At 61.9% G+C, this 21,063-nt stretch carries 22 protein-coding genes and 1 pseudogene; 5 read left to right on the top strand and 18 right to left on the bottom strand.

The genetic code is table 11. The features are described from left to right. Window positions 1–89 precede the first annotated feature (89 nt). The 7 genes and pseudogenes from CNQ84_RS21040 to moaC all read right to left on the bottom strand — a co-directional run. Window positions 90–1,106, bottom strand: a pseudogene (locus CNQ84_RS21040) (HAMP domain-containing protein); the annotation flags it as partial. Window positions 1,107–1,242: 136 nt separating this feature from the next. Next, complete coding sequence (locus tag CNQ84_RS04150) at window positions 1,243–2,424, bottom strand: hypothetical protein (RefSeq protein ID WP_096003641.1); 1,182 nt, start codon at window positions 2,422–2,424, stop codon at window positions 1,243–1,245. A 69-nt stretch (window positions 2,425–2,493) separates the two neighbouring features. Continuing rightward, a complete protein-coding gene (gene hemN / locus CNQ84_RS04145) occupies window positions 2,494–3,876 on the bottom strand; it encodes an oxygen-independent coproporphyrinogen III oxidase (protein ID WP_096003640.1) in 1,383 nt (460 codons plus the stop codon). A gap of 117 nt (window positions 3,877–3,993) precedes the next feature. Continuing rightward, a complete protein-coding gene (gene moaA / locus CNQ84_RS04140) occupies window positions 3,994–4,980 on the bottom strand; it encodes a GTP 3',8-cyclase MoaA (RefSeq protein WP_096003639.1) in 987 nt (328 codons plus the stop codon). After that, window positions 4,977–5,444, bottom strand: coding sequence for a molybdopterin synthase catalytic subunit MoaE (moaE, locus tag CNQ84_RS04135; protein WP_096003638.1), 468 nt, complete (start codon window positions 5,442–5,444; stop codon window positions 4,977–4,979). Before moaE ends, moaA begins: the two co-directional genes overlap by 4 nt. Window position 5,445: 1 nt before the next feature. Next, window positions 5,446–5,694, bottom strand: a complete 249-nt coding sequence (locus CNQ84_RS04130; protein ID WP_096003637.1) for a MoaD/ThiS family protein — start codon at window positions 5,692–5,694, stop codon at window positions 5,446–5,448. After that, window positions 5,691–6,170: a cyclic pyranopterin monophosphate synthase MoaC gene (moaC, locus tag CNQ84_RS04125; protein ID WP_096003636.1), complete on the bottom strand. Its 480-nt coding sequence runs from the start codon at window positions 6,168–6,170 to the stop codon at window positions 5,691–5,693. Before moaC ends, CNQ84_RS04130 begins: the two co-directional genes overlap by 4 nt. 240 nt (window positions 6,171–6,410) lie before the next feature. Between moaC and ahpC the strand changes: the two genes are divergently transcribed. Beyond that, the gene (ahpC, locus tag CNQ84_RS04120) at window positions 6,411–6,974 is read left to right on the top strand and encodes an alkyl hydroperoxide reductase subunit C (RefSeq protein ID WP_096003635.1); all 564 of its coding nucleotides are present in this window, start codon (window positions 6,411–6,413) and stop codon (window positions 6,972–6,974) included. A 102-nt stretch (window positions 6,975–7,076) separates the two neighbouring features. Then, a complete protein-coding gene (ahpF, locus tag CNQ84_RS04115; protein ID WP_096003634.1) occupies window positions 7,077–8,663 on the top strand; it encodes an alkyl hydroperoxide reductase subunit F in 1,587 nt (528 codons plus the stop codon). A 48-nt stretch (window positions 8,664–8,711) separates the two neighbouring features. Here ahpF and CNQ84_RS04110 read toward each other — a convergent pair whose 3' ends face one another. From CNQ84_RS04110 to purU, 4 genes are all read right to left on the bottom strand, one after another. Then, window positions 8,712–9,953 carry an HD-GYP domain-containing protein gene (locus CNQ84_RS04110; protein WP_096003633.1) on the bottom strand — a complete coding sequence of 414 codons (1,242 nt, stop codon included), beginning with the start codon at window positions 9,951–9,953 and terminating at the stop codon, window positions 8,712–8,714. Window positions 9,954–10,128: 175 nt separating this feature from the next. After that, window positions 10,129–10,281 (bottom strand): hypothetical protein, encoded by a 153-nt coding sequence (locus CNQ84_RS20465; protein WP_165771217.1) that lies wholly within the window; start codon window positions 10,279–10,281, stop codon window positions 10,129–10,131. Then, entirely contained in the window at window positions 10,278–10,691 is a 414-nt protein-coding gene (locus CNQ84_RS04105) for a CBS domain-containing protein (protein ID WP_083726938.1), read from the bottom strand. Before CNQ84_RS04105 ends, CNQ84_RS20465 begins: the two co-directional genes overlap by 4 nt. A 67-nt stretch (window positions 10,692–10,758) precedes the next feature. Further along, window positions 10,759–11,610, bottom strand: a complete 852-nt coding sequence (purU, locus tag CNQ84_RS04100) for a formyltetrahydrofolate deformylase (RefSeq protein ID WP_096003632.1) — start codon at window positions 11,608–11,610, stop codon at window positions 10,759–10,761. Window positions 11,611–11,944: 334 nt separating this feature from the next. On the opposite strand from purU, the gene mvaT reads away from it, so the two are divergent. Beyond that, a complete protein-coding gene (mvaT, locus tag CNQ84_RS04095; RefSeq protein WP_096003631.1) occupies window positions 11,945–12,316 on the top strand; it encodes a histone-like nucleoid-structuring protein MvaT in 372 nt (123 codons plus the stop codon). Window positions 12,317–12,429: 113 nt separating this feature from the next. Here mvaT and sbcB read toward each other — a convergent pair whose 3' ends face one another. The 4 genes from sbcB to CNQ84_RS04075 form a co-directional block, all read right to left on the bottom strand. Continuing rightward, complete coding sequence (gene sbcB, locus CNQ84_RS04090) at window positions 12,430–13,881, bottom strand: exodeoxyribonuclease I (protein WP_096003630.1); 1,452 nt, start codon at window positions 13,879–13,881, stop codon at window positions 12,430–12,432. A gap of 45 nt (window positions 13,882–13,926) precedes the next feature. Then, a complete protein-coding gene (locus tag CNQ84_RS04085; protein ID WP_096003629.1) occupies window positions 13,927–14,322 on the bottom strand; it encodes a PilZ domain-containing protein in 396 nt (131 codons plus the stop codon). A 1-nt stretch (window position 14,323) separates the two neighbouring features. Next, a complete protein-coding gene (locus CNQ84_RS04080; protein WP_096003628.1) occupies window positions 14,324–14,749 on the bottom strand; it encodes a DUF4124 domain-containing protein in 426 nt (141 codons plus the stop codon). Between the two features lie 69 nt (window positions 14,750–14,818). Continuing rightward, window positions 14,819–15,193, bottom strand: a complete 375-nt coding sequence (locus tag CNQ84_RS04075) for a hypothetical protein (RefSeq protein WP_096003627.1) — start codon at window positions 15,191–15,193, stop codon at window positions 14,819–14,821. Between the two features lie 146 nt (window positions 15,194–15,339). Between CNQ84_RS04075 and CNQ84_RS04070 the strand changes: the two genes are divergently transcribed. Next, window positions 15,340–16,272, top strand: a complete 933-nt coding sequence (locus CNQ84_RS04070; RefSeq protein ID WP_096003626.1) for a universal stress protein — start codon at window positions 15,340–15,342, stop codon at window positions 16,270–16,272. Between the two features lie 18 nt (window positions 16,273–16,290). On the opposite strand, the gene eda is transcribed toward CNQ84_RS04070, so the two are convergent. From eda to edd, 3 genes are read right to left on the bottom strand one after another with little or no spacing between them, the layout of a single operon-like run. Then, window positions 16,291–16,944: a bifunctional 4-hydroxy-2-oxoglutarate aldolase/2-dehydro-3-deoxy-phosphogluconate aldolase gene (gene eda, locus CNQ84_RS04065; RefSeq protein WP_096003625.1), complete on the bottom strand. Its 654-nt coding sequence runs from the start codon at window positions 16,942–16,944 to the stop codon at window positions 16,291–16,293. 8 nt (window positions 16,945–16,952) lie between these two features. Further along, the gene (gene pgl, locus CNQ84_RS04060; protein ID WP_096003624.1) at window positions 16,953–17,669 is read right to left on the bottom strand and encodes a 6-phosphogluconolactonase; all 717 of its coding nucleotides are present in this window, start codon (window positions 17,667–17,669) and stop codon (window positions 16,953–16,955) included. Then, window positions 17,666–19,480: a phosphogluconate dehydratase gene (edd, locus tag CNQ84_RS04055; protein ID WP_096003623.1), complete on the bottom strand. Its 1,815-nt coding sequence runs from the start codon at window positions 19,478–19,480 to the stop codon at window positions 17,666–17,668. Before edd ends, pgl begins: the two co-directional genes overlap by 4 nt. Window positions 19,481–19,573: 93 nt before the next feature. Between edd and pyk the strand changes: the two genes are divergently transcribed. Further along, window positions 19,574–21,025: a pyruvate kinase gene (gene pyk, locus CNQ84_RS04050; protein ID WP_096003622.1), complete on the top strand. Its 1,452-nt coding sequence runs from the start codon at window positions 19,574–19,576 to the stop codon at window positions 21,023–21,025. The last annotated feature ends 38 nt before the right edge of the window (window positions 21,026–21,063 follow it).

Below are 21,063 nucleotides of genomic sequence, written 5' to 3'. Positions count from 1 at the left end.
TTGGCGTTGGAGGCGTCCACCACCTGACGCGCAACGTCATGCAGCGCGCCGCTGGTACTGGCCACCTGGCTGATCGACTCGTGAATCCGCTGTACAAAGCGGTTGAAGGCACTCGCCAACCGGCCGAATTCGTCCTGACTGGTCACCGGCAGACGGCGAGTAAGATCGCCCTCTCCTTCCGCGATGTTATCCAGCGCAGCGCCCAGAGATACCAGCGGCTTAAGCAGGTAGCGCATCAACACCCCCAGCAGCGCGACGATGCCGACCAGCGCGACCAGCACTGCCGTGAGCGCGGAATAGCGGAATTGCGTCAGACTGGCGAACGCCTTGTCTCGGTCAACCGACAGGCCAACATACCAGTCCGCACCCGGCAGCCCTTGTACCGGCACAAAGGTGAGCAGTCGCGACTGTCCATCCAGTGACGCCTCGCTTAGCCTGCGCTCAATCTTCGGGGTGTTCTGCGGATACACCTCGCTGAGGGTTTTCATCTGCAGGCTGCTGTTGGGGTGTACCAGAATGGTCCCGTCGCGACTCACCAGAAAGGCGTAGCCCAAGCCGTTGAAGTCGAGGGTATTGATGATTTGCGATACCGCAGCAAGGCTCAGGTCGCCGCCCACCACATCGTTGCCCGCAGGGGTTGCGATGGTCATGATCAGCACGCTGGTTGCAGCATCAACATAGGGACTGGTGAGTACCGTCTTGCCGCCCTCGCGCGCCGCCTTGAACCAGGGGCGTGTCCGTGGGTCATAGCCTGCCGGCATCTCGGCATCCGGGCGCATGGTAAAGCTGCCATCGGCGCCACCCAGGTAGCTGAACTCGAAGGTCTGCGCCAGGGTTCGCTGCTCCAGTAACGGCACCAGCCGCTCAGCGGGCTCGCTTTGCAGGTTCTGCGCAAGGTTCTCCAACAGCAGGATGCGGCCCGACAGCCAATTGCTGATGTTATCTGCCGTTAGCGTCCCGGCATCACTGAGATAGGTGTCCAGGTTAGCCTGCAAGGTGCGGCGCTGGAGGTAGTCGTTATACACGGAAAAAGCGGCAAAGGCGGCGATCACCACCAAACACGCTGCCAAGAGAATCTTTTGATTGAAGCTGAGTTTGGCCGGCATCGGGGTTTTCCTCGAGGAAGGAGCCAGTCTTGGGGAAGTACGTCCGCTGTATCGTCCCGATGGGCAAAAACTTTATCGCCGCTGCCCGCCCTTCCAAGAATAGGTGACCCGAACAGGCTCTGCCAGCAAAGGGCTATCACTTGCCGAATGCAGCCCGTCCATCATCCAGCAGGCATGTCGCATCCAGCCGCCAGAGCCAGCGCATGCCACGCAACAGCAGATAGAAAAACAGCAGTGGCAGGATCAGCGTGCGCAGCACAAACAGCGTCATCACCTGCAGCACGCTGTCGACGGCATCATCCAGCGCCTGCTTGATGGCCATGTAGGTTTGCGGATCGCCGACCTTGGCCAACTGCTCGCCAAAGCCGCGCCAGCCAGAGTCACTGTCAACCAACAGTGCTGCACGCTCCTTGAGCACTTGCTCGCGCTGCTGTTCGACCTCGCTTAGCTCCTGACTGATGCGCTGATAGCTGCCGCGTAGCCGCGCCAGCCTATTGGCAGCGTCCTCTCTGGCCGGCACATCAGCAAAAGGGTTGAGGCGCTCGGACCAATCGAGCTGTTGCTCCAGGGCGGTCAGCGCCTGGCGCTGCTCGCTGATTGCCCTGCCGGCGTCACGCTGGGCGACGATCAGTCGGCTACGTTGTTCGTCGAGCATGGCTAACTGACTGTCCAGCGCATGCCCTGCGGCTGAGCCACCAAGCAGCGCGGCGTCGGCATTGGCGTCAGCGCCAAGCACCTCAACCTCCCCAGGCAGGCGATCCAGCACAGCAATTTGCTCTCGGCTCTGCTGCGCGAGGTACCAGCGATCCACTTCACCGTTGACCAGCACCACCGCCACCAGCACAAAGCGCAGAAAGGCAATGGCCAGAAACAAGCGCAAGAACAGCCCTGCGTGGCGCCCGCCGCGCACCCAGAGCGCGGCGCCCAGCAGCACGGCGGAGAGCGTCAGCAGCCACTTGAAGACCGTTTGCCCCACCAGCCCAAGCAGTATTTTCTGCGCCAGCAACGAGCCGATGGCCCATTGCATGAGGTAGGCGTACTGTTCGATCAGATCATTGAACGGATCCAGCATTTCGCCCAGCGTGACGGCCACGCCGCCAAACAGGCTGAAGCTGATGGTGGTGGATTGCAGAACAGAGATAAGCGCGTTGAGTGCGCGGGCAGAGGCAAAGGCAACCGAGGCCTGCAACAGCGAGGCGTCCAGGTGGGCTGCGGAGCTGCGATCTCCCTGCCCGAGCCACGACAGCAGCACCAGCAGCGTAACGATCAGCAACAGCAGCAGGCGGCGTTGCCCGCTACGCTCTTTCAACACCTTCATAACCCGCCCTCTGCCGCCCCGTCTGCCCGCAGCATAGCAGGCAGACGGGGGCGTTCGGCAGGGATATGTCTAGATGATCCGCGAGAAGCGCTGCTGGCTCAGCTCGCTCTGATAAGCATCGAACAGCATGCAAATGGACCGCACCAGCAGCCGCCCCGCCGCCAGCACCCGAATACCGCCAGGCGTCAGGATAATCAGGCCGTCGCGCGCCATCTGCTCCAGCATCGGCAGGCAGCCGGCAAAATACTCGTGAAAGTCGATGCCAAAGCGCTGCTCGATATCATTGAAGCTGAGGCTGAAATGACAGATCAGCTGACTGATCACCGCGCGGCGAATGACATCATCGGTGTGGCACACCAGCCCGCGCTGGGTTGCCAGCTGGTCCTGCTGCAAGGCTTGTTGATAGGCCTTGAGGTCAGCCGAGTTCTGGCTGTAGAGGTCTCCTACCTGGCTGATCGAGGACACCCCCAACCCGATCAGGTCGCAATGACCGTGGGTGGTGTAGCCCTGGAAGTTGCGCTGCAGCTCGCCGTTTTCCTGCGCCACGCTCAGGCTGTCATCAGGCAGGGCAAAGTGATCCATGCCGATATAACGGTAGCCTGCGTCCATCAGTTGGCGCACGCTGTTCTCGAACATCTCCAGCTTCTGCGCCGGCGCCGGCAGGTCAGCGCTGTTGATGCGGCGCTGCGGCATAAAGCGCTCGGGCAGATGCGCGTAGTTGAAGACTGACAGGCGGTCGGGCTTTAGCTCGATAATCGCCTCGACCGTGCGAGCAAAACGCTCGGGCGTCTGCTTGGGCAGGCCGTAGATCAGGTCAATATTGATCGATCGATAAGCCAGGGTGCGGGCCGCATCCATGACCGTTTGAGTCTGTTCCAGTGACTGCAGGCGATTGACTGCACGCTGCACCTCCGGGTCCAGATCCTGCACCCCAAAGCTGACCCGGTTAAAACCCAGCTCGCGCAGCAGACCCATGGTCGCCCAATCGGCCTCGCGGGGGTCGATCTCAATGCTGTAGTCGCCGATATCGTCATCGTGCAGGTTGAAGTTGCGGCGCAGCGCCGCCATCAGCTCGCCCAGCTCCTGATGGCTGAGAAAGGTCGGTGTACCACCGCCAAAGTGCAACTGATCCACCAGCTGGTCCGCCCCCAGATGGGCGCTGACCAGCTCCATTTCGCGTTCCAGACATGCCAGATACTCGCGAGCACGACTGCGGTCCTTGGTGATGACCTTGTTGCAACCGCAGTAGTAGCAAATGTTGGCGCAGAACGGGATGTGGACATACAGCGACAGCGCGCGGTTAGCGGCGCGACTGGCGTCGACGGCATGCAGAAAATCCAGCGGTTTCACACCATCGTGAAACTGCACCGCGGTTGGATAGGAGGTGTAACGCGGACCGGCGTGGTCGTATCGACGAATCAGGTCCGCATCCCAGCGAAGGGTAGGCAGCATGGGGGCTCTCCAGAGGGTAGCTAGCTTGCCTACAGCCTACGCGCGCCCCGCCGGAGAGTTGTTGATCAGTGTCAATAAGCAGGGGCGGACTGAGGCGGTTCCCCTGCCGCACCTGGCTCAGCCGCCGGTCGCGTTCATAAAGCGCAGCACCTGAACCTCGCCGTCCACGCTGAATTCATGCCGCGCCGGCTTGTACAGCAGGGCACGCTCCAGCGCCTCGCGCACCGGGGCATCGTCGCCAGGGTGCTGACGCAGCAGACGGCGCATATCCAGCGCATTCTCATGGCCCAGACACAGCAACAGGCGCCCTTCGGTGGTCAGGCGTACCCGATTGCAGGTATCGCAGAAGTTGTGTGAGTGCGGCGAGATAAAGCCGATCCGGCTGTCGGGGTAACCCTCGACCCGCAAATAGCGCGCGGGCCCGCCGCTGCTCTCGGTGCTGTCGAGCAGTCGATAGCGCTCGCTCAGCATGGCCCGCACCTCGTCGCTGGAGCAATAGGCCTCCCCGCGCTCGCGCCCTACTTCGCCCAGCGGCATCTCTTCGATAAAGGTGATGTCCAGCCCGCGCGACAGCGCATACTCGGTCAGCGCCGGCACCTCATCGTGGTTGCGCCCCTTGAGCACCACGGTATTCAGCTTGATCCGCTCAAAGCCGGCCGCACGCGCGGCTTCAATACCATCAAGTACCTGCTGTAATTCGCCGGTGCGGGTAATGGCTTTAAATCGCTCAGGATCCAGGCTGTCCAGACTGATGTTAAGGCGCTTTACCCCGGCTCCGGCCAGCGGCTCGGCCAGTTTTACCAGCTGCGAGCCATTACTGGTCATCACCAGTTCACGCAGCCCGGGCAGCGCGCTGATGCGCGCGCACAGGTCAACAATGCCGCGCCTGACCAGCGGCTCTCCGCCGGTCAGACGAATCTTGCGCACGCCCAGGGAAACAAACAGCCGGGCCAGCCGCTCGATCTCTTCGAGGGTCAGAATCTGCGCGCGGGGTAAAAAAGTCATGTCTTCGGCCATGCAGTAGACACAGCGGAAGTCGCAGCGGTCGGTCACCGACAGCCGCAGATATTCGATACGCCGGCCCAGGCCGTCCTGCAAGCTCATGAAGACTCCCCCGGTGATTGCCAGCGGCTCAAAGCCTGTTCATCGCTGTGCTTGGCGTCGACCCAGCGCTCTCCCTGCGGCGTGCTCTCGCGCTTCCAGAACGGGGCGCGGGTTTTCAGGTAATCCATGATGAAGGTATTGGCCTCGAATGCAGCCTGACGATGAGCACTGGCCACACCGACAAAGACGATAGGCTCACCCGGCTCCAGCTGTCCGACCCGATGCAGCACGTGGACCTCATGCAGCAGCCAGCGCGCCTGGGCCTGCTCGACGATGTCCGCAAGGGCTTTCTCGGTCATGCCCGGGTAGTGCTCCAGCCACATGCCGCTGACCGGATCACCATCGTTGAAGTCGCGCACATAGCCGACAAAGCCCACCACCGCGCCAGTGCCACGGTGATCGGCATGCAGCTGGTTCAGCAGCTCGCCCGGATCGAAGCTGGCAGTCTGCACGTCAATTCGCATATCAGCCTCCGGTCACCGGCGGAAAAAATGCCACTTCATCGCCGTCAACAACCGGCGTAGACAGATTGCAAAGCTCCTGATTGCGCGCACACATCAGGCGTTGCTCGGCCAGCACCTGCCACGCTTCACCCCGCGCCAGCAGTCGGGCACGGACGTCTTCCAGCGTACGCAGCTCGGCATCCCAGGGCATTTGCTCGGCGTCACGCCCCAGCACATCCCGATAACGGGCAAAAAACTGCAACTGAATCATGTACCCGACTCCTGCAGGTGGTAGTCACCACTCTTGCCACCGGACTTGTGCAGCAGGCGCGTCTGCTCAATCACCATGCCCTTGTCTACTGCCTTGCACATGTCGTAGAGCGTCAATGCGGCGACGCTGACCGCTGTCAGCGCCTCCATTTCGACCCCGGTCTGCCCGGCCAGCTTGCAGCGCGCCTGAATGTGCACCGCATCCGGCGGCACTGGCGTCAGTTCGACCTTGACGCTGGTCAGCATCAAGGGGTGGCACAGGGGAATCAGATCAGAGGTTTTCTTGGCAGCTTGAATGCCGGCGATACGCGCCACGGCCAGCACGTCACCCTTGGGGTGGCCGCCAGCCTGGATCAACTCCAGTGTTTCAGGCTGCATGCGCACCCTGGACTCGGCCACCGCCTCGCGGGCCGTCACAGCCTTGGCGGTCACATCAACCATGTTCGCCCGCCCTTGTGCATCCAGATGAGTCAGCATACAGTTAATCTCCGAGGTAACCTGCGTCTACTTTACTGCAATAGGCGTTGGCGCAGAACCGCACGGCCCCAAAACGGTCACATGCAGCACGCATGATCGACACCCCAGCACCGAGCCGGCTCATATAGCGAAAAGCTATTCGGGATTTAGTTGAAATTTATTTTAAGTATTTAGCCCAGGCGCATACCATTGCACCTGTCTTCTCAACCACCGACGAAACGACTCACAAAGGAGTTCTACATGTCCGTTATCAATACCGAAATCAAACCGTTCAAGGCGTCTGCATTCAAAAACGGCGAGTTCTTCGACCTGACTGAAGCCGACGTTAAAGGCAAGTGGGCCGTCTTCTTCTTCTACCCGGCTGACTTCACCTTCGTTTGCCCGACCGAGCTGGGCGACGTTGCCGACTACTACGACGAGCTGCAGAAAATGGGCGTTGAAGTGTACTCGGTCTCCACCGACACCCACTTCACCCACAAAGCATGGCACGACAGCTCCGAAACCATCGGCAAGATCAAGTACGCCATGATCGGTGACCCGACCATGCAGATCAGCCGCAACTTCGAAGTTCTGCGCGAAGACCAGGGCCTGGCCAACCGCGGCACCTTCATCATCGACCCCGAGGGCGTGATCCAGGCTGTTGAAATCACTTCCGAAGGCATCGGCCGCAACGCCGAAGATATGGTTCGCAAGGTCAAGGCAGCCCAGTACATCGCTGCTCACCCGGGTGAAGTCTGCCCGGCCAAGTGGAAGGAAGGCGAAGCCACTCTGGCTCCCTCCCTCGACCTGGTAGGCAAGATCTAAGATCGGCCTGATGACCCGGCCCGCTGCGCAGCCTCAGGCGCGCAGACGGCGGGCCGGGTTTTTTATGCCCAGAATTTGACTCTTACTCAAAAGGACACGCACATGTTGGACGCTAACCTGAAGAAGCAACTGGACACGTACCTGCAACACATCGTTAACCCGATTGAAGTCAGCGTGTCCACCGATGACAGCCCCAAGGGCAAAGAATTGCACGAGCTCGCGGTCGAAATCGCCGAAATGTCCGGCAAGATCGGCCTCGTAGCCAACGAAGACAAGCGCACCCCGAGCATGGCCGTTGGACCGGCCGGCGAGACGCCGCGCATTCGCTTCGCCGGCATCCCGTTGGGCCACGAGTTCACCTCGCTGGTACTGGCGCTGCTGCAATCCGGCGGCCACCCGTCCAAGGCTGACCCGGCGCTGCTGGAGCAGATTCGTAACCTGGACGGCGAGTTTCACTTCGAGACATACATCTCGCTGTCCTGCCAGAACTGCCCGGATGTGGTTCAGGCGCTGAACCTGATGGCGGTACTGAACCCCAACATCACCCATGTGATGATTGACGGCGCCCTGTTCCAGGATGAAGTCGACGAGCGCCAGATCATGGCCGTGCCGTCGGTATACCTGAACAGCCAACCCTTTGGTCAGGGCCGCATGACCCTCGCCGAGATCGTCAACAAGGTCGACAGCGGCGCGAGCAAGCGCAAGGCCGCCGAGCTAAACGACAAGGCGCCCTACGACGTACTGATCGTCGGTGGCGGCCCGGCCGGCGCCTCGGCAGCCATCTACGCTGCGCGTAAAGGCATCCGCACCGGTATCGTTGCCGAGCGCTTCGGTGGCCAGGTGATGGATACCGTCGGCATCGAGAACTTCATCTCCGTGCCCTACACCGAAGGCCCGAAGCTGGTTGCCAGCCTGGAGCAACACGTGAAGGAGTACGAAGTTGACGTAATTACCGAGCAAAAGGCCGCCAGCCTGGAAACCGGTGACTACGTCGAGATTGGCCTGGAGAGCGGCGCGACCCTGCGCAGCCGTTCGGTCATCCTGGCCACCGGCGCGCGCTGGAGAGAAATGAACGTACCCGGTGAGCAGGAATACCGTGGCAAGGGCGTGGCGTACTGCCCGCACTGTGACGGCCCGCTGTTCAAGGGCAAGCGCGTAGCCGTGATTGGCGGGGGCAACTCCGGCATCGAGGCTGCGATTGACCTGGCCGGTATCGTCGAGCACGTCACCGTGCTGGAATTTGCCGACACCCTGCGCGCCGACGAAGTGCTGCAGCGCAAGGCGCGCTCGATGAGCAATATCGAGATCATCAAGAGCGCGCAAACCACCGAGGTGCGTGGTGACGGCAACAAGGTCGTGGGCCTGACCTACAAGGACCGCCTCACCGAGGAGCTCAAGCAGGTGGACGTTGCCGGTATCTTTGTCCAGATCGGCCTGGTGCCCAACACCGAATGGCTGAAGGACAGCGAGCTGAACCTGACCCGCTTTGGCGAGATCGAGATCGACGCGCGTGGTGCGACCAACCTGAACGGCGTATTTGCCGCGGGCGACGTCACTACCGTGCCGTTCAAGCAGATCATCATCGCCATGGGCGCTGGCTCGACCGCCTCTCTGGCCGCCTTCGACCACCTGATCCGCACACCGGACCCGGCGCAGGTACAGGCCGAAGAAGCCACTGCCGAGGCCTGATATAGGGCCGCAAAAAGCAGCGGGCAGCTTAAGCTGCCCGTTTCTTTGTCAGTCTCCCGTCCAGAAGCTGTCCAGGCTCTTGAAGGGCCAGTTCTCCGGGTCCTCTCTGCCAACAATACGCTCCGACTGCCCCACCTCGGCCAGATCGATCAGCGTGACCGGCACCGCCTGCCGAAGCGTTGCCGAGTAGAACACCCGCACGCGCGGTAACAGCAGTGCTGTGGGATTCTGCTCCACCACAACGCCCAGGCGCCCGGAAGTCAGGCGAACCAGCGAGCCAACCGGGTAAATGCCAAGCATGCGGACAAACAGCTGAAACAGCTTGGGGTCGAAGTGCCCTTTCCAGCTCGCCATGCGACTAAGCGACTCGGACGGGTCCCAGCCTGCCTTGTAGGGTCGGTTTGAGGTAATGGCGTCATACACATCGCAAATGGCGCCCATGCGCGACATTAGGCTGATGTCCTCACCAGCTAGGCGTTCGGGGTACCCGGTACCGTCCATCTTTTCATGGTGATGCAGGCACACATCCAGCACCACCTGGGGTACGTCCTGCCACTCCTGCAGCAACTTGTATCCCTCCATGGGGTGCTGACGCATGATGTCGTACTCCTCATCCGTCAGGCGGCCAGGCTTGTTCAGCACCGCTTCCGGCATCATCGCCTTACCCAGATCGTGCAGCAGGCCAGCCATACCGGCATCACGCACGGTCGCCTCGTCCTGCTCCGCAGCGCGCGCCAGGCCGACCATCAGCGCGGCCACCGCCACCGAATGCAGATAGGTGTACTCATCCTTATGCTTGATACGCGCCACGCTGAGCAGCGCATGGGGGTTACGCGCCAGCGAGCGGTTCATATCCTCGACCAGATCCAGCAGGCCCTCGCTGTCCAGCGCCTTGCCCAGGCGCACCTCCTGAAACATGCTGCGCACCGCTTCCTTACCGTTGCGGAAGATCGCCTTGGCCCGTTGCAGCTCACCTTCAAAGCTGACTGCAGCGGTCGACGCGCCGGCAACCTCCGCGCTCTGACGCTCGGTGACCGGCACCGGGTCGGCTTCAACGGCTTGCTTGGGGAGTTCGGCAGCTGCCTCGGTCAGTTCGCCCGGGGTCCAATCGGCGCCCTTGCCGGTATCTATCACCACTTCGGTGATCGAGCTTTTCAGGATGGTATCGAGTGTCTTGTCGTCCTCGATCAGCACCTTGCGGGTCCAGAACGGGTGGTCCAGCCACGACCCGCAAAACTGATCAACAAACATGCCCTTACGCAGGGCGGCAGTCGGAATTTTTTTGAGCATGTTCGGTTACGGCCTGGAATGATTGTAGGTGCCGTGCTTCCGTACCCACGCATCGACACACCATGGCGTGCCCTGCGATTGCTTCCCTCGCTGTGATGACAATATGCCACCCGGCAAGAAGCTTTGCCAAGTCTGTCAGCCAGACCAGGCCATTCGGCACGGAGCAGCAGCAGGGCTAGTCGGAATCGGCCGGCAGCTCGGAAAAATCGGCGCCCATCTCCTCCGTCAGCTCGGCAGGATCAAAACGCAACAGACAGCCTTCTCCCAGAGTGGGTGGAAGGCTGGCCGCGCCGGCTGCCAGCGGGCTGAGTTCGTCGTCATCATTCATTTGGGCGCACCGTGCTCGTTGTAGGTCTGCATGGCGCGCAGGATGTCGCGACGGCTGATCTGCCCGACCAGCTTGCCCTCATCGATCACCGGCAGGCGCCGACGACGCATGGTAATGAAATGCTCGGCCGCCTTGACGATGTCGGCGTCAGCGTCGATGGTCTCGACCACCACCGTCATCACCGAGGCCACACTGCCGCCAGCCTCCTCAAAGTAGCTGCCGGCCAGAATGCCCTTAAGGCAATCACCTTCAGACAATAGCCCGACCAGATGTCCATCGGCGTCGAGCACCGGGGCGCCGGAAATGCGATGGGCCAGCAGGCGGTCGATGGCACGAAACAGGTCCATCTCGGGGGAAAAGGTGACCAGGTCCGTGGTCATGTAGTCGCGCACTTTGACGGATTTGAGCATAAAGCCTCCTGTAAGGGGTGCTGACGCCTCGACACTAACGCCAGCAACACGAACGTCCCTCTACAGCTTAGCTGAACACCACCGTCTTGTTGTCGTGAACCAGCACGCGATCTTCCAGGTGATAGCGCAAGCCACGCGACAGCACCATCTTCTCGACGTCCTTGCCCAGACGCACCATGTCCTCGGCGTTGTTGCGATGGGTGATGCGCACCACGTCCTGCTCGATGATCGGTCCGGCATCGAGTTCTTCAGTGACATAGTGGCAGGTGGCACCGATCAACTTGACCCCCCGTTGCGCAGCCTGGTGGTAAGGGCGCGCACCGACAAACGACGGCAGAAAACTATGGTGAATATTGATAATGCGATGCGCATAACGCTCGCACAGCGCCGGCGGCAGAATCTGCATATAGCGGGCCAGTACAATACATTCAGCCTGCTGTTCATCAACCAGGCGGGTAACTTCGGCAAACGCCGGTTCTTTGTCTTTCGGGTCCACCGGTACATGGTGGAAGGGAATACCGTGCCACTCGACCATGCTGCGCAAATCGTCATGGTTGGAGATGACACTACTGATCTCGCAGTCCAGTTCGCCGCTGTGCCAGCGATGTAACAAATCTGCCAGACAGTGAGACTCGCGACTGGCCATCAAGACCACTTTCTTACGTACTGCCGAGTCACTTACCCGCCAGTCCATCTGAAACTCCCGAGCAATCGGAGCAAAGGCGGTACGCAGCCCTTCCAGGTCAAACGGCAGGGAATCGGCGCGAATCTCGTGGCGCATGAAAAACCAACCGGACAAGTTATCCGAATGATGATTGGCTTCGGTAATCCAGCCGTTATAGGTTGCCAGTACGTTACTGACCTTGGCGACGATGCCAACCCGATCCGGGCAGGCGATTACCAGCCTGAAAGTGCGCATTTGCTCTCCTGTGGTGTGCGATTTTCAAAAGACATTGCCCGTATCACTTGAACAGGACATTTCGGGCCGCGACATTCTACCCTGTTGCCCCTGTTTGCGTGCGGACTAATTCGGTCATCAAGGCGTCAGGCAGAGCGGCGCAAACGAAGACGAGCACTATCGCTGCTTTGGTGATGTTACAGCGCGTTGCAGCGGGGAAAGAGATGACATCGCAAACATAAAAACGCCGATTGTGGCACGCGGGGATAGACAACAACTTATTGTAGGTTGAGCAGGCATAACCTATTATTCTTTTCGTCCTGATTATCAAACTAGACATAAAGGAAACTATCCCATGTCCATGCTGCAAGAATATCGAAACATCGAAGAACAGATCCGCGAACTTAAAGAGCGTCTGAACTCGATGTCCAATGATGACAAACTTAAGAAAGAAATCGAGTTCGAAGAAAAACTGCGCAGCCTGATGGGTCAGTACAACAAGTCGCTGAAAGATGTTGCCGCCATTCTGGACCCGGACAACAAACTGGCCGCTCCCAAGGGCAAGACCGCTGGTGGCGCCAAGCGCGCACGTAAAGTAAAGCAGTACAAGAACCCGAACACCGGCGAAGTCATCGAAACCAAAGGTGGCAACCACAAGACTCTGAAGGCCTGGAAAGAAAAGTACGGCGCCGACACTGTCGAGTCCTGGGTCACCATCCTGGGTTGATAGCTGCAGTAATAAAAAACCCGATGCCAGCGCATCGGGTTTTTTATTGCCTCATCGCAGGCATCAGGGCCAGCCCCACAGGGCCATCACCAGCGCCCGCGCCCATTCCGGATTTACCCGGCCGTTTGCTGAATGCCCAGCAGTTGAGCCTGCTGCACCCCGTACGCACGCCAACTTTGCAATAGCGCCTGCTGCGCCGCATCCAGGGTTGGCAACAGGGCATCAATCTCCTGCAGGAAAACCGGCAGGGTGACAGGCGCTCCCGGGGCGGCGCCGGACAATCTGGCAGCGCACCAGGCCAACCATTGCTGCTGCTCCTCTGAATTCAGGCTGTCCGGAAAGTTGCGTGCGCGATAACGCGGCAACATATCCACCAGCCGCTGATCCCGCAACGGCCAGCGCATCGCCCCCAGCGCCGCACCATCGGCCTCGCGTATGGCTGTCATTAGTCGGCGATCGGCATCACTAAGAAACCCATCGTACAGTTGTACCTCAGCGTCTTGCTCGGCGCTGTCACCGGGCTGCTCTCGATAAATCTCGGCCAGGGTTCCCTGCCCCTGCTCACGCCAATGCGCCAGTTGCTCGGCACGCGCCAATAGCAGCGGCATATCCAGCTGCAGCCGCTCTATATCTGCCGGCAACAGCACTTTGGTATCCGCCAGCACGGGGCATTTGTTGATGTGAACCAGCTTCAGGCCGGGACGTACCTGGCCTTCCGGCAGGTCTTCAGTACGCGTATACAGCCGCTCGCGTACCTGCTCTGGTGCCATATCGGTCAGCGCCGCCGGATCAGCAGCCAGATCATAGACAATCACCGCATTGCGGTTGATCGGGTGCCAACCGAGCGGCAGCACCAGCGATAGCCCGCTGCGCTCGCGGCCAAAACGGCCGGACACGTGCACCAGCGGACGCACCTGCTGCAGCTCGATGAATTCCGCCACCCGGCGCTTGTCACGCAAGCCCAGCAGGTAATCAAACAGGCGCGGCTGCGCGCGCTTTAGCAGGCGCGCCATGGCAATGGTGGCGCGCACGTCGGCGAGGGCATCGTGAGCCTGCCCGTGATCGATGCCGTTGGCGGCAGTCAGCAGCTCAAGACGCAGACTGGTAAAGCCCTCCACCTGCGGCCATTCGATGCCCTCGGGACGCAGCGCGTGTGCCGCACGCAGGGCATCGAGCAGGTCCCAGCGGCTGTTGCCGCCCTGCCACTCACGTGCATAGGGGTCATGAAAGTTGCGGTACAACGAGAAGCGCGTCATCTCATCGTCAAAGCGCAGGTTGTTGTAGCCGACACTACAAGTCCCGGGCTGCATCATCTGCTCATGCAGGCGCTGGATAAACTCCGCTTCCGGCAAACCGTTGGCCAGTCGCTGCGGCGTGATGCCGGTGACCAGACACGCCTGCGGGTGCGGCAGCACATCTGACGGCAAGCGCGCATCAATACACAGTGGTTCGCCCACTTCTTCCAGCTCGGCGTTGGTTGCCAACCCGGCCACCTGCACCGGTCGATCACGCCGCGGGTCAATGCCGGTGGACTCAAAGTCGTACCAGAAAAAGCGCTTGCTCATGTCTCCCCCTGCAGGCAAAGCGGCAGGGTAACGCACCTGAGCGCCTCAGGCACCCGCAAAGTCACCGAACGTGAAGTAGCGCTGCAGGGCTGTGGTGAGGCCGGCGAAGGCTTCGCGGTTGTGACTGATACTGAAACCGCAGTCGTAATGACCGGGCGTGACATCGGCCCGGCACCAGCGGCTGCGGGCCCGAAATCGAATGCAGCGGGGGTACTCCTTGGCGCTCATCTCGGGCAGATGTAGCTCCAGGTGATATTCCTCGTTAAGCATGACCGGCACCGCACAGAGCAGCATGATGCCGTGCGAGGACAGATTACCGATGTAGCCAAAGGGGCGACCGGTCAGGCTGTTGTAGACCGCCAGATAAGCGCTTAACTGATGCCGCGGAATACGCCGCTGCTCGGGTGCCGGGGCCGGGCCGGAGTCGGGAAGCAGTTGCATGTCAGCATTGCTCCGCTATCTGTTGGCGAACTGCCGCTTCGGCCTCACGCACGCGCGCCGGGCTGACCTCTACCCGTTTGCCCTGCGCGTCCTCTTCATACCAGTAGGTACGGCGCTGGAAATCAGCCAGACGCTGTTGCAGTTGCCGGCAGCGCGCCGCCTGCTGCTGCCGCCGCTCGGCCAACTGCGCATTGCGTTGCTCCCGCTCGGCCGTACGCACCTCAAGCAGCCGCTGCATATCGGCCTCACCGTCTCGCATGCGCTGATCACGCTCAATCACCTGCGGGCGCACTTCCACCGTTTCAGCACCCGGACGTGGACGCTCGCCAAAGTGCACCTGCCCGTTGGCATCCACCCAGCGGTAGATTTCTGCCTGCAGCGGCAGGCTGAGGCCACAGCAGGCCAGTAGCAGCGCCAGGATGCGCATGGTGAGCTAACCCCGATTGGACAAAACAGATCTCTGAGCATAGCGGACGGCCACTATCCAGCCAAGCGTTCAATCCTCAGCGCGCGGCGGCACTGGCCGGGCCGGATCGTAGTGCCCGAGCTGCCGCAAGGTTTCCAGCCGGGCCGCCGCGCGGTAGCTGTATTCGCTGGCGGGATAGCTGTCGAGCATGAAGCGATAGATCTGAATAGCATCCAGATACAGCGACTGCCGTTCCAGACACTGGCCACGCAGCAGAGAGACCTCGGGCTGCAGATAGGGCCTGGCCCGAATCGCCCGTTCGGTGCGCGACAGCTCGGCAATCACCCGACTACAGTCGCCTTCGGCATACGCCTTATAGGCCTCATCAAGGTGATCATTGTAGGCCGTGGACGCACACCCGCTAAGCAGCGCAGCCAACGCCGGGTAGAGCCAGAATCTGTTCATATTTACCTCCGCTAATGGCCCTGTATCGGCAGCTGCGCGCCGTTCTGCAGCAACCCGTGCGATGACCCAGATCAGTGCAAAACCCGGCAGGCTTCGCTAGGCTAGAGATTCCCGAACCAGAGCCTTGGACAACAGGAGTCAGCTGTATGGATATTCGCCACATTCTGGTCGTCATCGACGCCTCCCGCGAGGAACAGCAACCCGCCCTGGAGCGCGCAACACAGCTGCTTGAGCATTATCAGCAGGCCAGCCTCACCCTGATGCTCTGTGACTACATTCCGGCGCTGGATGGCGGCATGCTGTTTGAGTCGCATGCGCTGGAAAAAGCGCGCCAGTCCCTACTTGAGCATCACACCAGCTATCTGGAAAAGCTGGCGGCACCGCTGCGTTCCCAGGGCGTGCAGGTCGACATCACAGCAATCTGGGGTAAGCGCCTGGACCGCCACGTGCTGCGCGAGGTACAGGCTCGCAAGCCGGATCTGGTGCTCAAAACCACCCACCAGCGCAATCCGCTCAAGCGCCTCCTGCTGAGTGCCGCCGACTGGCAACTGATTCGCTACTGCGAAGTGCCGCTGTGGCTGGTCAAACATGGCGAGAACCCGCTGAAGCAGCTATGCGCCAGTGTCGACCCGCTGCATAGCGCGGACAAGCCAGCCGCGCTGGACAACAAGCTGATTGCCTGTGGCCATGAACTCGGCCAACAGCTCAACGCGCAACTGCACCTGGCCCATTGCTACACGCCGCTGCCGCGCACCATGGTGTTCGACGCCAGCGTCATTGCCGACTACGAGGGCTATGCCAAGGATGTGAAGCAACATCACGCTACGGCGTTCAGCCAGTTGGTCGCGCGCTCGCCTGCTGATGGCGCCGCCACGCACCTGCTTGAGGGAGACCCGGAAGAGGCACTGCCAGGCTTTGTCGAAGAGCAGAAGATTGACCTGCTGATCATGGGTGCCGTATCACGCTCACGGCTGGAAAGCGCATTGATCGGACACACCGCCGAGCGCCTGATCGACGCAACGCCCTGTGACCTGCTGATTCTCAAACCCGACGGGTTTGTCGATCCCAGCAAGCCATAAGGCTCGGTCGCGACGACATCAATCGACGCGTTGGTCGGCGGCGACGGCCGCCTGCACCAGCGCCGTAATCTCCTGCCAGCGCCCCGCCGCGATCAGCTGCGGTGGCGCTATCCAGCTGCCGCCCACCGCCATCACATTCGGCTGAGCCAGATAGGCGCCGAGGTTGTCGGCAGTGATCCCGCCGGTGGGGCAAAACGCAGCGTCGCGGAACGGGCCGGCAAAAGCTTTGAGCAATCCAACGCCGCCCGCAATTTCCGCCGGAAACAGCTTGAAGCGCCGGTAACCCAGACGATAGCCCTGCATCAGCTCGGATGCTGTGGCAATGCCCGGCAACAACGGAATCAAACCATCGCGGCCAGCTTCCAGCAGTTCCTCGGTACAGCCCGGCGTAACCACAAACGCCGCGCCGGCAGCCTGTACCCCGGCAAACTGGCTTGCATCCAGCACCGTGCCGGCGCCGATTGTCAGTGTCGGGCGCTCTGCGCGCAGCAGCGCAACAGCGTCGATCCCGAGGGGCGTACGCAGGGTAATTTCCAGGGTGTTCACGCCGCCCGCGCTGAGGGCATCGGCCAACGGCAGCACATCCGTCAGGCGCTCAATATTAAGCAGCGGCAACAGGCGGCAGTCTGCAAACAGACTGTCAAGCAGGCGGGTCTTTTCGGGCAGCGACATCAGTGTCCTCAGGCTTGGTCCGAGCAATAGTGAATCTCCAGCGGCGCACGCAAGAACGCCGCTATCGGGCAATCCGCCGGGTCGCGCTCCAGCGCCCCGATCAACACCTGCAGTTTCTGCTCACCGCTGATCGCCAGTAGCTGGCGGCGCGCGGAGTGTAACGCACGCCCGGTGAGGGTCAACCTCGGCGACTCATCCGCCGCCAAGGTCGCCGCGCACACCGTGCCGACGTCGGGTTGCAGCCATTCGCTGACCCGCGGCTGGCCAGGAAACAGCGAGGCGGTGTGGCCATCCAGCCCCATACCCAGTACCGCCACATCCAGCGGTTGCCACTCAAGCAGCATCGTCCCCGCCACGGCTGCATCCTGCACAGGGCTTAGGCCCCGATACAACGGCAGCCAGTGCACGCGATCAAACACCGGCTGCAGATGTGAGCGCAACAGCCGCTCGTTACTATCAGGTTGATCACTGCCCACCCAGCGCTCATCGACCAGGGTGAGCTTGATGTCCTCCCAGTCAAGCAGCTGGCATGCCAACGCATCCAGAAAAGGGATCGGACTGCGCCCGCCCGACAAGGCCAGCTTTGCCTCGCCGCGCAACACCAGCGCCTCTCGCAGGGCCGCCGCCACCGTCTCGGCCAACCCTTGCGCGTGCGCCGCCGAGGTCGAGGTCTCCACCCAGGCAACGCCACGCTGACGCAATGCCGCCAGCCATGCGCGGCTCACTGGTCAGCCTCATGCAAACCGGTGGTAAAGACGCTGGCACCCAGCTCGGCCGAGCTGGCTTGTGTGCGCATGAACGCAAACAGCTCACGCCCCCAGCCCCGACGCACCGTCTGCGGGCAGGCAGCCAGCTCACGCTGCTGCCAGTCAGGGCCATCGGCCTGTACCTGCAGCGTACCCGCGTCGGCATCCAGGCTCAGCACGTCGCCGTCTCGCAGCCGCGCGATCGCGCCGCCCTGCAGTGCCTCGGGGCACAGATGGATGGCCGCGGGCACCTTGCCCGAGGCGCCGGACAGACGGCCGTCTGTCACCAGAGCCACCCGGTGCCCTTGATCCTGCAGCACGCCGAGATAGGGCATCAGGCGATGCAGCTCGGGCATGCCGTTGGCTGCCGGTCCCTGAAAGCGCACTACGGCGACCACATCCCGCGCCAGCTCACCGGCCTGAAAGGCGGCAACAAAGGCCTCTTGGCTATCAAACACGCGACAGGGCGCCGTCACCTGCCGATGCGCCGACGCCACCGCCGACACCTTCACCACGCCCCGGCCCAGTTCGCCGTCAAGCATGCGCAAGCCGCCATCGGCGGCGAAGGGTGCGCTAACCGGCCTCAGCACGTCGCCATCCAGACTCGCCTGCGGACCGTCGCGCCAGGCAAGCTCGCCATTGTGCAGGTACGGCTCCTGACAGTAGCGCGACAGTCCGGTACCGGCGACAGTCTGTACATCCTCGTGCAGCAAGCCCGCCGCCAACAGCTCGCGGAACAGCCAGGCCGTACCGCCCGCGGCCTGAAACTGGTTGATGTCGGCCTTGCCGCTGGGATAGATGTGCGCAAGCGTCGGCACCACCCGCGACAGGTCAGCCATATCCTCCCAGCGCAACTGCAACCCGGCCGCCTGACCGATGGCAACCAGATGCAACGTCAGGTTGGTCGACCCGCCGGTGGCCAGCAGCATGACCACGGCGTTGATCAGCGCGCGCTCATCCAGCACCTGACACAGGCGACCCTCCCCGGCCCGGGCCAAGGTCACCGCAGCCTTGGCCGCGGCCTGGCTCAGCGCGTCACGCAACGGCGTATCCGGGGCAACAAAAGACGCCCCCGGCAGTTGCAATCCCATGGCTTCGAGCAGCATCTGGTTGGTGTTGGCGGTGCCATAGAAAGTACAGGTGCCGGGGCTGTGGTAGGACGCGCTTTCAGCGGCCAGCAGTTGCTCGCGATCCACCTTGCCCTCGGCGTACAACTGCCTTACCCGCACCTTCTCGCTGTTTGGCAAGCCGCTGGGCATGGGGCCGGACGGCACAAAGACGACGGGCAGGTGACCAAAACGCAGGGCACCGAGCAACAACCCCGGCACAATCTTGTCGCAGATGCCAAAGCACAGCACGCCATTGAACATGTTGTGCGATAGCGCCACCGCCGTGCCCATGGCAATCACATCACGGCTGGCCAACGACAGCTCCATGCCCGGCTCGCCCTGGGTGACACCGTCGCACATGGCTGGCACCCCGCCCGCCACCTGGCCGGTGGCGCCAATGCTGCGCAGGTAGTCGCGCAGCAGCTGCGGATAGCGCTCGTAGGGTTGATGGGCTGACAGCATGTCGTTGTAGGCGCTGACCATACCGATATTGACCTGGTCGATCATGCGGATGCGTTGCTTGTCCTGCGCAGAGCAAGCCGCCATGCCGTGCGCCAGATTGCCGCACGACAGACCGCTGCGCCCGGCCGGCGCCTGCGCCATCTGCGCCAGATACGCCGTCCTGGAGAGGCGGCTGCGCTCGCGTAACCGCTCTGTTACCGCTCGTACTTCGGGGTGCATCGCTACCACTCCATTCGCCGTCAACCTACCCGTCTAGCGCCATTATGGTCTATTGTATGGCGCAGCAAAAACCCACCGCACAAGGACCATCGCATGTCACTGCGCCGCACCAAGATCGTCGCCACCCTCGGCCCCGCCAGCAGCAGCCCGGAACGTATCGCCGAGCTGATCAACGCGGGCATGAACGTGGCACGACTGAATTTCTCCCACGGCAGTGCCGACGAGCACCGCCAGCGCGCCCGCCTGGTCCGCGAGATCGCCGCAGAGAACGGTCAGCACGTTGCCTTGCTGGGCGACCTGCAAGGCCCCAAGATTCGCATCGGTCGCTTCGCCGACGGTCCCATTTCGCTGGACGTCGGCGATCACTTCCGTCTGTCCACCAGCCACGGGCTGGAAGACGGCAACCAGGACATCGTCGGCCTGGACTATCCGGATCTGGTCAAAGACTGCCGCGCCGGCGACGAGCTGCTGCTCGATGACGGTCGTGTGGTTCTGCAAGTTGAGAGTGTCGGCCGCGACGAAGTCCGCTGCCGCGTGACCACCGGCGGCCCGCTGTCCAACAACAAGGGCATCAACCGCCGCGGTGGCGGGCTGTCTGCCGCAGCGCTGACCGACAAGGACCGTGCCGACATCAACCTCGCAGCCGAGCTGCAGATGGAATATGTCGCCGTCTCGTTCCCGCGCGATGCCGCCGACATGGAGCTGGCGCGCAAGCTGTTGCGTGATGCCGAGTCCGACGCCTGGCTGGTGGCCAAGATCGAACGCGCCGAAGCGGTTGCCGATGACGCCGCGCTGGATGGTCTGATCCAGGCAAGCGATGCCGTCATGGTTGCCCGTGGCGACCTGGGCGTAGAGATTGGTGATGCCGAGCTGGTCGGCATTCAAAAGCACATCATCAGCCGCGCCCGCAAGCAGAACAAGATCGTGATCACCGCCACCCAGATGATGGAGTCGATGATCACCAGCCCGATGCCGACCCGGGCCGAGGTATCCGACGTTGCCAACGCCGCGCTGGATTACACCGACGCAGTCATGCTGTCGGCCGAAAGCGCCGCCGGCGACTATCCGGTTGAGGCCGTGCGCGCCATGAGCCGCGTCTGCGTTGGTGCAGAAAAGCAGCCGGTCAGCAAAAAATCCGGCCATCGCCTGTATCAGACCTTCGAGCGCTGTGATGAAACCGTGGCCTTGGCCGCCATGTATGCCGGCAACCACTTCCCGGGCGTCACCGCCATCATCACCCTGACCGAAAGCGGCTATACCCCACTGATCATGTCGCGCATTCGCTCGCATCTGCCGATCTTCGCGCTGTCGCCCAACGCCCAGACACTGGGTCGGGTCACGCTGATGCGCGGCGTGCAGGCCATCCCGTTCAATCCGGCGGAACTGCCCTCCAGCGAGATCAATCAGCAAGCGGTCAACCGTCTGCTGGCCGCCGGCCATGTGCAGCCCGGTGATTGGGTCATCCTGACCAAGGGCGATGTCTACAACTCCCGTGGCGGCACCAACTCGATGAAGCTGCTGCACGTGGGCGAAGAGCTGGTGTAACAACCCGCTGGCATCGGCGTCTTCTGGTGGTCACCACC

It is taken from the genome of Pseudomonas abyssi, assembly GCF_002307495.1.
In the GTDB taxonomy this organism is placed as follows: Bacteria; Pseudomonadota; Gammaproteobacteria; order Pseudomonadales; family Pseudomonadaceae; genus Halopseudomonas; species Halopseudomonas abyssi.
Note: the sequence above shows the minus strand (reverse complement) of the source record. Positions and strands in the feature narration are given on the sequence as shown.

Coding starts and splice junctions, on each gene's coding strand:
- CNQ84_RS04150 (WP_096003641.1), bottom strand. CDS start 2,424: ATGAAGGTGTTGAAAGAGCGTAGCGGGCAACGCCGCCTGCTGCTGTTG.
- hemN (WP_096003640.1), bottom strand. CDS start 3,876: ATGCTGCCTACCCTTCGCTGGGATGCGGACCTGATTCGTCGATACGAC.
- moaA (WP_096003639.1), bottom strand. CDS start 4,980: ATGAGCTTGCAGGACGGCCTGGGCCGGCGTATCGAATATCTGCGGCTG.
- moaE (WP_096003638.1), bottom strand. CDS start 5,444: ATGCGAATTGACGTGCAGACTGCCAGCTTCGATCCGGGCGAGCTGCTG.
- CNQ84_RS04130 (WP_096003637.1), bottom strand. CDS start 5,694: ATGATTCAGTTGCAGTTTTTTGCCCGTTATCGGGATGTGCTGGGGCGT.
- moaC (WP_096003636.1), bottom strand. CDS start 6,170: ATGCTGACTCATCTGGATGCACAAGGGCGGGCGAACATGGTTGATGTG.
- ahpC (WP_096003635.1), top strand. CDS start 6,411: ATGTCCGTTATCAATACCGAAATCAAACCGTTCAAGGCGTCTGCATTC.
- ahpF (WP_096003634.1), top strand. CDS start 7,077: ATGTTGGACGCTAACCTGAAGAAGCAACTGGACACGTACCTGCAACAC.
- CNQ84_RS04110 (WP_096003633.1), bottom strand. CDS start 9,953: ATGCTCAAAAAAATTCCGACTGCCGCCCTGCGTAAGGGCATGTTTGTT.
- CNQ84_RS20465 (WP_165771217.1), bottom strand. CDS start 10,281: ATGAATGATGACGACGAACTCAGCCCGCTGGCAGCCGGCGCGGCCAGC.
- CNQ84_RS04105 (WP_083726938.1), bottom strand. CDS start 10,691: ATGCTCAAATCCGTCAAAGTGCGCGACTACATGACCACGGACCTGGTC.
- purU (WP_096003632.1), bottom strand. CDS start 11,610: ATGCGCACTTTCAGGCTGGTAATCGCCTGCCCGGATCGGGTTGGCATC.
- mvaT (WP_096003631.1), top strand. CDS start 11,945: ATGTCCATGCTGCAAGAATATCGAAACATCGAAGAACAGATCCGCGAA.
- sbcB (WP_096003630.1), bottom strand. CDS start 13,881: ATGAGCAAGCGCTTTTTCTGGTACGACTTTGAGTCCACCGGCATTGAC.
- CNQ84_RS04085 (WP_096003629.1), bottom strand. CDS start 14,322: ATGCAACTGCTTCCCGACTCCGGCCCGGCCCCGGCACCCGAGCAGCGG.
- CNQ84_RS04080 (WP_096003628.1), bottom strand. CDS start 14,749: ATGCGCATCCTGGCGCTGCTACTGGCCTGCTGTGGCCTCAGCCTGCCG.
- CNQ84_RS04075 (WP_096003627.1), bottom strand. CDS start 15,193: ATGAACAGATTCTGGCTCTACCCGGCGTTGGCTGCGCTGCTTAGCGGG.
- CNQ84_RS04070 (WP_096003626.1), top strand. CDS start 15,340: ATGGATATTCGCCACATTCTGGTCGTCATCGACGCCTCCCGCGAGGAA.
- eda (WP_096003625.1), bottom strand. CDS start 16,944: ATGTCGCTGCCCGAAAAGACCCGCCTGCTTGACAGTCTGTTTGCAGAC.
- edd (WP_096003623.1), bottom strand. CDS start 19,480: ATGCACCCCGAAGTACGAGCGGTAACAGAGCGGTTACGCGAGCGCAGC.
- pyk (WP_096003622.1), top strand. CDS start 19,574: ATGTCACTGCGCCGCACCAAGATCGTCGCCACCCTCGGCCCCGCCAGC.